The sequence below is a fragment of the Flavobacterium sp. UBA7680 genome (assembly GCF_002482975.1).
Lineage (GTDB): Bacteria > Bacteroidota > Bacteroidia > Flavobacteriales > Flavobacteriaceae > Flavobacterium.
Genome location: NZ_DLHA01000032.1, coordinates 275,624 through 289,965, shown reverse-complemented (window position 1 = coordinate 289,965; position 14,342 = coordinate 275,624). Strand labels below are relative to the sequence as shown.

Sequence of the window (14,342 nt, the reverse complement as noted above, 5' to 3'; positions counted from 1 at the left end):
TAAATTCGATATCAATTATGAAAACAAAACTTAATATATATATACTTTCAGCACTTGTACTTGTTTTAGGTGTTTCTTGCAGCGAGAATTTCCTGGAAGAGGTTAAGCCTATCGGACAGTATGATGATTCATTCTATCAAAGTCAGGCACGTGTACAAGCGTATGTTGATAATCAATACTTTGATTTTTTTGCAGCTTTTAAATCACCAACATCAACTGTAATTGGGGTTTATAATGATGTAAACACGAAACTAACAGAAGAGCAGGGAGGAGTTCAGGATTATATTAATCCAAGTAAACTACTTAATAGTCCTGATGTAGCAAAAGATTATTTTGGTGCTAAAATTGGTACCGGTTTAGTTAATAATGCCTATACCAGAATTAGAGAATGTAATAATTTAATCGAGGATATTGATGTAAAAGGAGCTGCTTTAGATAAAACATTCCGCGATCAGGCAAAAGGTCAAATGTATTATATGCGTGCTATACAGTATTTTGATTTAATGCGTACTTATGGTGGTGTTCCTATCGTTACAAAGGTTATGTCTCCATCTGTAGATGATGAAAGTATAAAACTTCCAAGAGCAAAAGTATCTGAAGTAGTGGCTCAAATAGTAGCAGATTTAGACATGGCAGCTAGTTTATTGCCTGGAGACTGGAATTCTGCAAATTATGGACGTTTTACAAAAGGAGCAGCTTTAGCTCAAAAATCTCGTGTGTTATTAACTTTTGCGAGCCCTTTGTTTAATAAAAGCTGGGATGGTTCAAATGAACGTTGGCAAGCAGCTCTGGATGCTGGATTGGCAGCAGAAAGTGTATTAACGCAAAATGGTTATGGATTGTATGGAAATTCAATTAAAGAATGGAATGACATGTTTTTAATTGATAATGTTAAGTGTAGAGAAGCAATCACAGTTCAGCTTTTATCGAGCTCAAATAGTGATGTAAATTTTAACATAAACAATAACTGGGAAAAATCGATTCGTTTACCTAGTCAAGGAGGAAACGGTGGTGTTTCTGCTCCAAAAGAAATGATTGATTTATTTCCAATGGGTGATGGTAGAAGACCAACTGCTGCAAATGGATACAATGATTTTACATTCTTCGTTAATCGTGACCCAAGATTTTACAGAACATTTGCTTTCTCAGGAGTTAAATGGGGATATAAAGAAAATGCTAATGCAGTTCTATGGTCTTACCGTTGGTTAGATAATAAGAATAAACCTTATTTTAATGATCTTAACAGTACATCAACAAGCCCTGCATTTGTTAGAAAAATGACAAATACAACAGCAACCAATGCAGTAAATTATGCATATTCACCAACTGACATTATGGAATATCGTTATGCAGAATTACTATTGAATATTGCAGAATGTTATGCAGCATTAGGACAAACGGGTAATACTTTAGCTTATTTAGGAAAAATCAGAGCTCGTGTTGGTATTCCTGCAGCAAACAATTATGGAATTGGTACATTGGCAGATAAATATGCAGCTATAGAAGCGGTATTATATGAGCGTAGAGTTGAGTTAGCATACGAAGGAAAACGTTACTGGGATGTACAACGTTGGAAATTATATAGCGATGAACCTCTAGGACCTAATACAAGCAACAGCTGTCAAAAATTAGGTTTAGCACCTATTAATGGAACTCAGCGAACAGGAAATTACCTGCAGTACAAAACAACTGCAACAGCAGCAGATCCATTAACAGCTTCACGCGCAGGTATACTTGCAGATCCGGATTCGGCTAATTTTGAAGCGCAGTTAAGCACTTTGGCGGCATATTATAATGATAATTTTGTATTAGCGACTTTAGTTACTCCAATGGATAATGTCAGCGGAGCAGCCGTTAAAATTAAATTCAATCCAAATTATTACATAAGCGGTCTTAACACAACAGCTTTAACTTCTAACCCATGGTTATTACAAACAATAGGCTGGAATGATAATTTTGGAGGAGCTGGAACTTACAATTATCAAGAATAAGATAAGCAAGATGAATTGCCCTAAATCATTAAGCATATCTAATAATAGAAAACAAAATTAAACATGACAATTCTTCACCTGTATTCTACTTAGATGCAGGTGATTTGTTTAAACAGAATTACCAAAATCAAAATTAACATGAAAAATTCCGCATTATTTATCTTGACACTCCTGTTTTTGGGAAATGCAAAATGTTTCGCTCAGTATCCAAAACTAAGTGCAGAAGTTCAGGCGCAGGAAAAAGCTATTAAAGACGAAGCAAACAGACTTTCTGATGAAGCTTGGGCGAAAGCTTTAGTAGTTATTGAAGAAGAAGCAAAACACGGTAAACCATATATTCCATGGGCATCTCGTCCAAATGATTTACCTCAGGCAGAAATCCCTGCTTTCCCGGGTGCAGAAGGAGGCGGAATGTTTACCTTCGGAGGTCGCGGCGGAAAAGTTTACACAGTAACAAGTTTAGAAGACCGAGGACCAGGAACACTTCGTGAAGCCTGTGAACAAGGAGGAGCAAGAATAATAGTATTTAATGTTTCAGGAATTATCAGAATCAAAAGTCCGTTAATTATTCGTGCACCATATATCACAATTGCAGGACAAACAGCTCCAGGTGATGGAATTTGTATTGCCGGAGAATCAGTTTGGATCGATACACACGATGTAATTATCAGACACATGCGTTTCCGCAGAGGAGAAACTTTCGTTGGGCGTCGTGATGATGCAATTGGAGGAAATCCAGTTGGAAACATTATGATCGACCACGTATCAGCAACTTGGGGATTAGACGAAAATATGTCAATTTACAGACACATTTACAGCCCGGGCCCAGGTTATCCAGATATAAAAGTAGGAACCGTAAATATTACAATCCAAAATAGTTTATTTGGAGAAGCATTAGATACTTACAACCACGCTTTCGGAAGTACTTTAGGTGGAGAAAACTGCTCATTTATGAGAAACATGTGGGCTAATAACGCAGGAAGAAACCCTTCTATCGGTTGGAACGGAATTTTCAATTTTGTGAACAATGTAGTTTTCAACTGGTACAACAGATCTACAGACGGAGGTGATTACACAGCAAATTACAACATCATCAATAACTTTTACAAACCAGGTCCAGTAACCGATTTATCTCAGCCAATAAGCTACAGAATCTTAAAACCAGAATCAGGAAGAAGTAAATTACCATACATGGTTTTTGGTAGAGTTTATGCAAACGGAAACGTAGTAAACAATAACGAAAAAGTAACAAAAGACAACTGGGACGGCGGAATTCAACTTGAAAATAAAAAAGGAGAATTAATGTCTTATGACGAAGCAAAAGTCTATTTCGATAAAATGAAAGCAGACAAACCTTTCCCAATGCCTTGGTTCAACAAATTCATGACAGCAGAAGAATCATATGAATTTGTACTTAAAAATGTTGGAGCAACTTTGCCAATTAGAGATAAAGTGGACGAAAGAATCGTAAGAACAGTTAAAACTGGAGTTCCTGAATATGCAAAAGGATTAGAGAAAAAAGAATTCTATCAATTTGAACACAGACGTTTACCGATGGATTCTTATAAAAAAGGAATCATTACAGATATTTCTCAAGTTGGAGGATATCCGGAATACAAAGGAAAACCTTATGTAGATACAGATAAAGACGGAATGCCGGATGCATGGGAGAAAAAATACGGATTAAATCCAAACGATCCATCTGATGCAAAAGGAGATTTAAACGAAGACGGATATACAAATATTGAAGATTACATCAACGGTGTAAATCCGGCAATAAAAGTAAACTGGAAAGATCTTGCTAATAATAAAGAAACATTAGTTCGACCAATATTAGATTTAAAATAAGAAACATTTTGAAAACATTCTTGTTTCGCAATGAAATGAGAATGTTTTTAAATATTAAAATATCACGAAAAGATGGCATTAAGAAAATTTAATATCAGTTTTTTAGCATTGGTTTTCGCATTTTCGGCTTTAAATGCGCAGCAGCATTTAGATCCTGAATACATTAAAGTTACCAATGAAAGAGCAGCAAAAATCGTTGCTAAATTAGACTTAAAAGATGCTAAAAAAGAAACATCAGTTTCAAATGTTGTAGCACAGCAATTCAGGGATTTAAGCGAAATTCAGGATGGAAGAGACGCTGAAATTAAAAAAATAAAAGAAGATACAGGTTTAGCAAAAGAAAAACAAAACGAGAAAATTGATAAACTGAAATCAAAAGCAGATGAATCAATTGAAAAACTGCATAAATCTTATCTTAAAAAATTAGGTAAAGAATTATCAGAAGATAAAATCACTGAAGTTAAAGACGGAATGACCTATGGCGTGCTTCCAATAACAGTTGCAGGTTATAATGATATGCTTCCAAATTTAACTGCAGAACAAAAAGAATATATCTACAAAGCTTTAGTAGAAGCCAGAGAACATGCAATGGACGGCGGTTCATCTAAAGAAAAACACGGATGGTTTGGTAAATACAAAGGAAGAATCAACAACTATTTATCAAAACAAGGTTACGATCTAAACAAGGAAAGTGCTGACTGGCACAAACGTCTTGAAGAAAAAGAAAAAAGTAAAGTGAAGGATTCTACTTCAAAAGAATAATCTGTTATAAACTTTACACCAAAAAACTATAAACCTTAGATTATCTTTTCATGCAGACTATCTTCCCAATAACCACATTAAAAAGAACCATGATGATTTTTTCATTCTGTTCTTTCTTCACTTCAGCATATGCACAATATCCAGAAATTCCGAAACCACTTCAAGACAAAGCCGATGCAATATTGGCTGATGAAGAAAAAAGGTTAGCCGAAATCTGGAAAAATAATTACAGTACAATTCAGGCAGAAGCCAAACAAGGAAAACCGTATTTACCTTGGGCATCTTACCCTAAAGATTTCGTTCAGGCAGATATTCCTGCTTTTCCGGGAGCTGAAGGAGGCGGAGCATTTACACAAGGCGGCCGTGGTGGAAAAATATTTGTAGTAACAAGCTTAGAAGACAGCGGAAAAGGAACTTTTCGCGAAGCCTGCGAAGCCGTTGGAGCCAGAACAATCGTCTTCAATGTTTCTGGAATCATTCAGTTAAAAAAGAGAATCAGCATGCGTGCGCCGTACGTTACAATTGCAGGACAAACTGCTCCGGGCGACGGAATTTGCATTGCAGGAGAAACTCTGGAAATTGATACACACGACGTAATTATCAGACATATGCGTTTCCGTCGTGGCGCAACCGAAGTAACCAGAAGAGATGACGCACTTGGCGGAAATCCAATAGGAAATATAATCGTAGACCATTGCTCTGTAAGCTGGGGATTAGACGAAAATATTTCATTATACAGACATCAGTTTGCGGCAAATGAAAAATCAAAACTGGAAAAACTACCAGCTTGTAATATTACCATTCAAAATACCATTTCTTCAGAAGGTTTAGATACTTATAATCATGCTTTCGGAAGTACAATTGGCGGATTAAACAGCACGTTTATGCGCAATTTATGGGCCGATAATATTTCAAGAAATGCTTCTATCGGAATGTACGGTGATTTTAATTTCGTAAACAATGTGATTTTCAATTGGTGGAATCGTTCTCTTGATGGAGGAGATTATCGTTCGATGTTTAACATCATCAACAACTATTTTAAACCGGGGCCAATTACGCCAACAGATCAGCCAATTCGCTACAGAATTCTAAAACCTGAATCAGGATATATGAAACCAAAAACATACGGAAGAGCATATGTTTCAGGAAACTTTATCGTTGGTTCTCCAGAAGTTACAGCCGATAACTGGAATGGCGGTGTACAATTAGAAGACCTTCCGGAAGCAGAAGTAAAATCATATTTAGAATTTATCAAACAGCCAAAAGCCTTTACAATGCCTCATATTACCATTATGAAAGCAGAAGAAGCCTATGAATTTGTTTTAAATAATGTTGGAGCAACAATTCCTAAAAGAGACATGGTTGACGAGAGAATTATCAAACAAGTTCGCACAGGAAAAATTGAAGTTAAAGACGGTTTAGAAAACGCAATTGGAAAAGATTTTATTAAAAGAAGATTACCTGCGGATTCTTATAAAAAAGGAATTATAACGCATCCTAATCAGGTTGGAGGTTATCCGGTTTACAAAGGAAAAGCATATAAAGATTCTGATAATGACGGAATTCCAGATGCTTGGGAAAAGAAAAATGGTTTAAACCCAAATGACGCTTCAGATGCGAACAAAGATGCAAACGGCGACGGATATACCAACATCGAGAAATATTTTAACGGAATTGATCCAAACAGTAAAATTGACTGGACAAAAACCGAAAACAATACAGATACATTAGCAAAATCAAAAGGATTATTGCAATAAAGTCTTAAATTTAGTCACCAGAATATTCTCAAAGCAAACCAGACAGGTTTTTAAAACCTGTCTGGTTTAATAAGCATAAACACAAAGTTTGTCATTTCGACGAAGGAGAAATCTCCGCAAGTAACTAACACAAAGTTTATCAAGCAAGCGGAATAGCTAACGAAGATTTCTCCTTCGTCGAAATGACAAGATTGTGGAAATTAGGAATGCAAATAATAAACCTAAAAATTATTAAGGTGAATTTTATTCAATTTAAAAATAACATCTTCCTTCAAAAAGATAAAATAGTTTTGTCTGGTTTGGCGTTGTTTTTCAGCATCAACATCACAGCACAAAACACTTTCCCGGATATTGTCAAAACCAAAGAAGGAAAACTTTCGTTTACGACAGACAACAAAGGAAATCAAATTCCAGATTTTTCATATGCGGGATATATGGCTTCTGAAAAAGCAATTCCGAATGTGGAGAATAAAATTTTTGTTTCAAAACAAGAAGAAGATGCCAAAGAAAGAATTCAGGCAGCAATTGATTATGTAAGTAATTTGAAACCAAATAAATCAGGATTTCGCGGCGCTGTACTTTTAGATAAAGGAATCTTTAAAATAAGCGGAACTTTATTCATTAAAAAATCAGGAGTCGTTTTACGCGGAAGCGGAAATACTGAAAACGGAACAATTCTATTAGGAACCGGATTAAAACGAGAAGCGATAATTAGAATTTTAGGAACTGATGATAAAAAATTAGGTGAGACTTTTGAGTTCAATACAGCTTATACACCACTTGGAACAAAAAAAATCCAATTAAAAAACACCTCTAAATTAAAACCATCTGTTGAAATTATCATCACTAAACCTTTAACCGATAATTGGATTAAAGAGTTAAAAATGGATGATTTTGGAGCCGAAACCGGTTGGGTAGGTTGGAAAAAAAATGATTGGGATATTACTTGGAATAGAGTCGTAACCAATATCAACGGTAATGAAGTAACTTTAAATGCACCGTTAACAATGACTTTGGATGATGCTTACGGACCAGCAAAAGTGGCGGTTTATTCTTGGTCAGGAAGAATTGAGCAAATCGGGATCGAAAATATCCTGATGAAATCAACTTATGATCTGTCAAAACCAAAAGACGAAGAACACAGATGGTTAGGAATTAGCATCGAAAACACAAAAAATGCCTGGGTAAAACAAGTAAACTTCAAGCATTTTTCTGGAGGTGCAGTTGCTTTATTAAAATCAGCACAGCAAATTACAGTTGAAGATTGTATTGCAACCGAACCAGTTTCTGAAATTGCAGGTTTTAGACGTCATACTTTTTATACCGAAGGACAACAAACACTATTTCAACGTTGTTATTCAGAATATGGATACCACGATTTTGCAGTAGGCGGATTTGGAACGACAGGGCCAAATGCATTTATTCAATGCGAGTCGTTTATGCCTTTCAATAATAGCGGAGCAATAGGCAGTTGGTCAACAGGTGTATTATTTGAAGTTTCGTATATAGACGGACACGCCTTAAGTTATAACAATAGAGAACAAAATGGACGAGGCGCAGGCTGGACAGCTGCAAATAGTGTAATCTGGGAAACATCAGCATCTAAAATAGAATGTTACAGCCCGCCAACAGCACAAAACTGGGCTTTTGGAACTTGGGGTGGAATCATGGCTGGCGATGGTCATTGGAAAGATGTAAACGGTCATATCAATCCGAGAAGTTTGTTTTATGCACAATTAGAAAATCGTTTAGGACAGCTTCCTATGAAGCCATTTATTTATGATTTAGGTTCAGAACCTTCATCAAGTCCCGAAGTTGAAGCAGCACAAGAATTAACTAAAAATTCAGTTGCTCCAAAGGAAAGTTTATTAGAATGGATTGCAGAAGTTTCAAAAGCAAATCCAATTGATACGAACAACTCAGGGCTTAAAAATGCGAATGATTTAAAAATAAATGCAGCACAAAATATAATTTCCACCAACAAAGTAATAACAAAAAACGGATGGCTTACTTATGATAATAAAGTAATAGCAGGAAACCGATTAAGCGTGCCTTGGTGGAGAGGAAGCCTTAGAGACAGCGACATTTCTAAGTCATTGCCAGACGTTACCAGATTTGTTCCCGGCAGAACCGGAACAGGTTTTACAGACAATATCAACGAAGTTGCAGATTATTTAAGTACCAATAATATGGTTGCTTTAGAACATAATTACGGATTATGGTACGAGCGAAGAATGGACGATCACGAACGCGTTCGTCGTTTTGATGCCGATGCTTGGCCGCCTTTCTACGAACAGCCATTTGCAAGAAGCGGACAAGATTTAGCTTGGGATCAATTGAGTAAATATGACTTGACAAAATTCAATGATTGGTATTGGGATCGTTTATCGCTTTTTGCTGATTTAGCCGAAACCAAAGGACAATTGTTAATCAATCAGCAATATTTTCAACATAACATTATAGAAGCCGGAGCGCATTGGGCAAGTTCACCATGGCGTTCAGCAAACAATATAAATAGTACAGGTTTTCCGGAGCCTCCGCCATATGCAGGAGACAAACGTATTTTTATGGCTGAACAATTTTACGACGTAAATAATCCTGCCAGAAGAAAATTGCACCAAGGATTTATTCGAAAATCATTAGAAAATTTTCAGGAAAACAGCAATGTAATTCAGTTAACAAGTGCCGAATATACGGGTCCGCTTCATTTCATGCAATTTTGGATTGATGAAGTTCAAAAATGGAAAGACGAAACAGGCAAAAAAGAAATAATAGGTTTAAGTGCGACAAAAGATGTTCAGGATGCTATTTTAAGTGATGCACAAAGAACCAAAACAGTAGATTTAATTGACATTCGTTATTGGTATTATAAAGAAGACGGAACAGCATACGCACCGCAAGGCGGATTAAATTTAGCACCAAGGCAGCACGCCAGAAAATTAAAAACCGGAAAAGAAACAGACGATCAGGTGTATCGCGCTGTTCGTGAATATCGAGAAAAATATCCCGAAAAAGTAATTCTATATTCGACAGATGCGTCTCCAAGATTTGGATGGCCAGCTTTAATGGCGGGAGCGTCAATGCCAAACATTCCAAAAATTGCACTTCCTGAGTTTTATTCCGCTTTAAGCGAAATGAAATTAGTAGATGGAAATAGCTTTTCAGATAATCTTTGGAAACTGGAAAATAAAGGAAAAAGCTATCTTTTCTATTTAAAAAACAATCAAGATATTACAATTGATTTAGCCGACGCAAAAGGAACTTTTGAAGTATACATAATAAACGCAGCAACAGGTATCATCACCAAAAAAGCAAACCTAAACGGAGGAAAACAAGTAACAATTCCACAATCCGAAATCAAAGAAAAAGTGCTTTTTGTCGTGAAAAAGTAATTGCGCACGGATGTGACTGATAAAACGGATTGACACAGATAATTATTAAAATTAAGAATTAAAAATAAATCTGCTCAATCTGCGTGAAAAAAAGAAACCAGCGAAAACCTGTTCAATCAGTAAAACCCGTGGCCCAACCTAAAAAACATAAATTCAAAATAAACCAAAAATGAATCTGAAAATTAAATATTTATATGCCTTAAGTATAAGCTTTTTGTTGACAGCACAAAGCGGATTTTCGCAATCAACAAAAGGCGCCCTGCCTCAAATCAAAATATCTAAAAACCAGCATTATTTTGTTACCGAAAATGAAAAACCGTTTTTTTGGCTGGGCGATACAGGCTGGCTGGCATTTGGAAAATTAGACAGAGCAGGCGTTGATAGATATTTTAAAGACAGAAAAGAAAAAGGGTTCAACGTTGTACAGGTAATGGTTTTGCATAATATAAATGCCGTTAATGTTTATGGCGATGCTGCTTTAATCAACGAAGACGTTTCAAAACCCTTGATTACGGCAGGAAATGATTTCAAAGATGCGAAGCAATACGATTACTGGGATCATGTAGATTACACTTTAGACGTGGCTCAGAAAAACGGAATTTATGTAGCAATGGTTCCAGTTTGGGGAACAAACGTTTCAAAAGGAAATAAAGTAAGCAAAGAACAAGCAATTATATACGCTAAATTCTTAGCTGACAGATATAAAAACAGAACCAACGTAATTTGGTTAAACGGAGGTGACACACATGGAAACGAATTTCAGGATACCTGGAACGCCATCGGAAACACTTTAAAAACAAATAATCCGAATCAATTAGTGACTTTTCACCCTTTTGGAAGAACCGATTCTTCAGAAAACTTCCACAACGAAAAATGGCTGGATTTCAATATGTTTCAATCAGGACACAGAAGATACGATCAGGATTCATCAAAAACGAATTTCAAAGAAGACAATTACAAGTTTGTTCTAAGAGATTTCGAATTAAAACCAACAAAACCAACACTTGACGGAGAACCATCTTACGAAGGAATTCCACACGGTTTACACGATACTTTACAACCAAAATGGACAGCAAATGACGTTCGTCGTTACGGATATTGGTCAGTTCTTTCGGGCGCTGCAGGTTACACATACGGACACAACGCCGTAATGCAAATGTTCAGAAAAGGAGATAAACCAGCTTACGGAAATAAAGAATTATGGACATCAGCGATTAATGCGTCTGGAGCGGGACAAATGATTTACATTAAAAAACTAATGTTAGAATTTCCATTTTTAGAAGGAACTCCGGATACTTCATTAATTGCAAACCAAGGAGAAAAATACGATTATATTCCAGCTATAAAAGGAAAAAAATACGCTTTGATTTACACTTACAGCGGAAGAAAAATCGAGGTAAATATGGGCAAGATTGCAGGGGATAAAGTTACAGCAGCTTGGTACAACCCAAGAAACGGACAAAAAACAAAAATTGGAATTGTAGATAATAAAGGAACTAAAGAATTTCAACCTTCAGGTAAAAAAGAAGATGGTAACGACTGGGTTTTGATTTTACGTTCGAACTAGTGAAAATAATTCGTGAATTCGTGACACTTACCCACAATCTTGTCATTTCGACGAAGGAGAAATCTTCGCAAGAAACTCTACAAAGTTGCTCAAGCATGAGGAGCTGCTAACGGAGATTTCTCCTTCGTCGAAAGGACAAAAATGAGAGTGAAAAATCTGAGCTAATCATTTTAATCTGTGGCAAAATAAAAAGATAAACTATGAAAAACATACTAATAATTCTCTGCCTCATAACAGGACTAAACACCGCTCTAGCAAACGACGGCTGGTTAAACATCCTAAACGAAGGCGGAAATAACAAAGGAATAAAATGCACCGAAGCCATTCAAAATGCCATAGAAAAAGCATCTAAAAACGGCGGCGGAACCATCTTTTTTCCAGCAGGAGAATATTTAACCGGAGCTTTAAAACTAAAAAGTAATATAACAATCCATTTAGATTCAGGAGCTTTATTAAAATTTTCAGACAATTTTGATGATTATCTGCCATATGTAGAAATGCGTTACGAAGGATTGGTAATGAAATCATTCTCACCATTATTTTATGCAAAAGACGCAGAAAATATCACCATTACGGGAAGAGGCGTAATCGACGGACAAGGAAAAGCTTGGTGGAATGAAGTTTACAGAATCGAAACCGCAAAAGAACCGATTCCGTTAACGAAATACCAAAAAATGTGGGACGAACAAAATCAAGGAATTGTTTACTCTGATTACTATAAAAGAACAATCGATAAAAAGTTTTTCAGACCATCTTTCTTTCAGGCTTATGGTTGTAAAAACATTTTAATCGAAGGCGTAACATTTCAAAATTCGCCTTTTTGGACGATAAATCCTGAATTCTGTGATAATGTAACCGTAACTGGAATTTCAATTTTTAATCCGCATTCGCCTAATACAGACGGAATTAATCCATCGTCTTGCAAAAATGTTCATATTTCAAATTGTCATATCAGCGTTGGAGACGACTGTATTACCATCAAATCAGGAAGAGACGAAGACGGACGTAAATATGGAGTTCCGACAGAAAATGTTACAATTACCAATTGTACTATGTTAAGCGGTCACGGCGGCGTTGTTATTGGCAGTGAAATGTCGGGCGGAATCAAGAAAATCACGATTTCAAATTGTGTTTTCGACGGAACAGACCGTGGAATTCGTATTAAAGCAGCACGCGGAAGAGGCGGAGTTGTAGAAGATATTCGCGTAGATAATATCGTAATGAAAAACATTAAAGAAGAAGCAATCGTATTGAGCCTTTTTTATGATAAAGACACCAAAGTTGAACCTGTAACCGAAAAAACTCCGATTTTTAGAAACATTCACATGAGTAATATTACGGCTTCAAACGTAAACAAAGCGGGACAGATTTTAGGAATTACAGAAATGCCAATTCAAAACATCACGTTCTCCAACATCAACATGGACGGAAAAGAAGGTTTTACGGTAAACACAGCGACAGATGTAGAATTTCATGATGTAAAAGTAAATGCGACAATTGGTTCTTCTTTCAAAATTTCAGATTCAAAAAATATTATTTTAGATAACGTTGGATCTTCAACACCAATAAAAGGAGTTCCGGTTATCAAATTGGATAACGTTTCAAACACATTGATTAATAATAATTTTCCATTTAATGCAACGGATATTTTTATCGAAGCAAATGGAAAAGAAACAAAGAATATTTTCCTGAAAAACAATGTTTTTAACAACGTAACAACGCCAGTTAAAAAAGGGGCATCTTTAGATAAAAAAGCAATTATAGAATAACGCAACGTAATCCTGCAAGGTTTTCAAAACCTTGTAGGTATTTAATAATTATTTTTAGAAGCAGAAACAATTGGCATTTTTGGAAGTATCGTCCCGCTTTCCGTTTCAATCTTTTGTACTGAACACCAGTACAAAAGGATTTTCACTGCAATCGGGGCTAAAGAGAAATATTTGGCATTTTTGGAATTAATAGGGCTCTGGATTAAACATAAAATATACCTACAAGGTTTTGGAAACCTTGCAGGAAAGAAAATAAGACATGAAAAAAATATTCATCATAGTAACTCTTTTCATTTTCGCGATCAGTTATTCGCAGAAAAAGAAAGATTTATACCTTTTTACGTCATTTCGAGAACCCGCAACGGAAGGTTTATATCTGGCATACAGCGAAGACGGTTACAATTGGAAAGGTCTTGAAGGATCATTCTTAAAACCCAAAATTGGAGCCAGTAAAATCATGCGTGACCCGTCAATCACAAAAGGAGCTGATGGAACCTATCATATGGTTTGGACAACCGACTGGAAAGGCGGAAATGGTTTTGGATATGCAAGTTCAAAAGATTTAATTCATTGGTCTAAACAAGAATACATTCCGGTAATGAAAAACGAACCGGAAGTGGTAAACGTTTGGGCGCCGGATATTTTTTATGACGATGTAAAAAAAGAATATATAATTATCTGGGCATCGACAATTCCGTTCCGATTTGAAAAAGGAGTAGAAGAGGAGAAAAACAATCACCGAATGTATTATGTAACGACAAAAGATTTTAAAACATTTTCTGATACGAAATTGTACTATGATCCGGGTTTCAGTGTAATTGACTGCGTGATTGTAAAGAAAAGCAAGAAAGATTATGTTTTGGTTTTAAAAGACAACACAAGACCAATGCGTAACATAAAAGTAGCTTTCGGAAAATCGCCTTTAGGTCCGTTTGAAAAGAGTTCTAAACCTTTAACAGAATATTTATCAGAAGGTCCAACAGTAGTGAAAGTCGATAAAAACTGGCTGTTGTATTATGACAATTACGGATCAAAAAATTATAAAGCTTTAAGCACTTCAGATTTTGTTCATTTTGAAGACGTTTCATCAAAAATAAGCCTTCCTGAAGGACATAAACACGGAACGATCACAACAATTTCAGAAGAAGTTTTAAAAGGATTAATTGAAAGAAAATAAAAGATAAGGCCACAGATTTCACAGATTAAAATGATTTTTTTTATTCGTAGCATTTGTTAATTAAAAATATAAATCTGCG

At 35.8% G+C, this 14,342-nt stretch carries 8 protein-coding genes; all 8 read left to right on the top strand.

Annotation, left to right across the window (positions count from 1 at the left end; all coding sequences use genetic code 11):
* The first annotated feature begins 17 nt into the window (after nucleotides 1–17).
* The 8 genes from B3C18_RS15245 to B3C18_RS15210 all read left to right on the top strand — a co-directional run bounded on the left by B3C18_RS15245 (nucleotide 18) and on the right by B3C18_RS15210 (nucleotide 14,263).
* Nucleotides 18–1,991, top strand: coding sequence for a RagB/SusD family nutrient uptake outer membrane protein (locus tag B3C18_RS15245; RefSeq protein WP_291148310.1), 1,974 nt, complete (start codon nucleotides 18–20; stop codon nucleotides 1,989–1,991).
* 138 nt (nucleotides 1,992–2,129) lie between these two features.
* Nucleotides 2,130–3,839, top strand: a complete 1,710-nt coding sequence (locus tag B3C18_RS15240; RefSeq protein WP_291148307.1) for a polysaccharide lyase — start codon at nucleotides 2,130–2,132, stop codon at nucleotides 3,837–3,839.
* A 72-nt stretch (nucleotides 3,840–3,911) separates the two neighbouring features.
* On the top strand, nucleotides 3,912–4,601 hold the full coding sequence (locus B3C18_RS15235) for a DUF3826 domain-containing protein (RefSeq protein WP_291148305.1): 690 nt from the start codon (nucleotides 3,912–3,914) through the stop codon (nucleotides 4,599–4,601).
* 50 nt (nucleotides 4,602–4,651) lie between these two features.
* Nucleotides 4,652–6,358 (top strand): polysaccharide lyase, encoded by a 1,707-nt coding sequence (locus tag B3C18_RS15230; RefSeq protein WP_291148303.1) that lies wholly within the window; start codon nucleotides 4,652–4,654, stop codon nucleotides 6,356–6,358.
* Nucleotides 6,359–6,594: 236 nt separating this feature from the next.
* Entirely contained in the window at nucleotides 6,595–9,750 is a 3,156-nt protein-coding gene (locus tag B3C18_RS15225; RefSeq protein WP_291148302.1) for a DUF6298 domain-containing protein, read from the top strand.
* A gap of 169 nt (nucleotides 9,751–9,919) precedes the next feature.
* A complete protein-coding gene (locus B3C18_RS15220; RefSeq protein WP_291148300.1) occupies nucleotides 9,920–11,317 on the top strand; it encodes a glycoside hydrolase family 140 protein in 1,398 nt (465 codons plus the stop codon).
* A gap of 200 nt (nucleotides 11,318–11,517) precedes the next feature.
* Complete coding sequence (locus B3C18_RS15215) at nucleotides 11,518–13,086, top strand: glycoside hydrolase family 28 protein (protein WP_291148296.1); 1,569 nt, start codon at nucleotides 11,518–11,520, stop codon at nucleotides 13,084–13,086.
* 259 nt (nucleotides 13,087–13,345) lie between these two features.
* Nucleotides 13,346–14,263, top strand: a complete 918-nt coding sequence (locus B3C18_RS15210; RefSeq protein ID WP_291148293.1) for a glycoside hydrolase family 43 protein — start codon at nucleotides 13,346–13,348, stop codon at nucleotides 14,261–14,263.
* The last annotated feature ends 79 nt before the right edge of the window (nucleotides 14,264–14,342 follow it).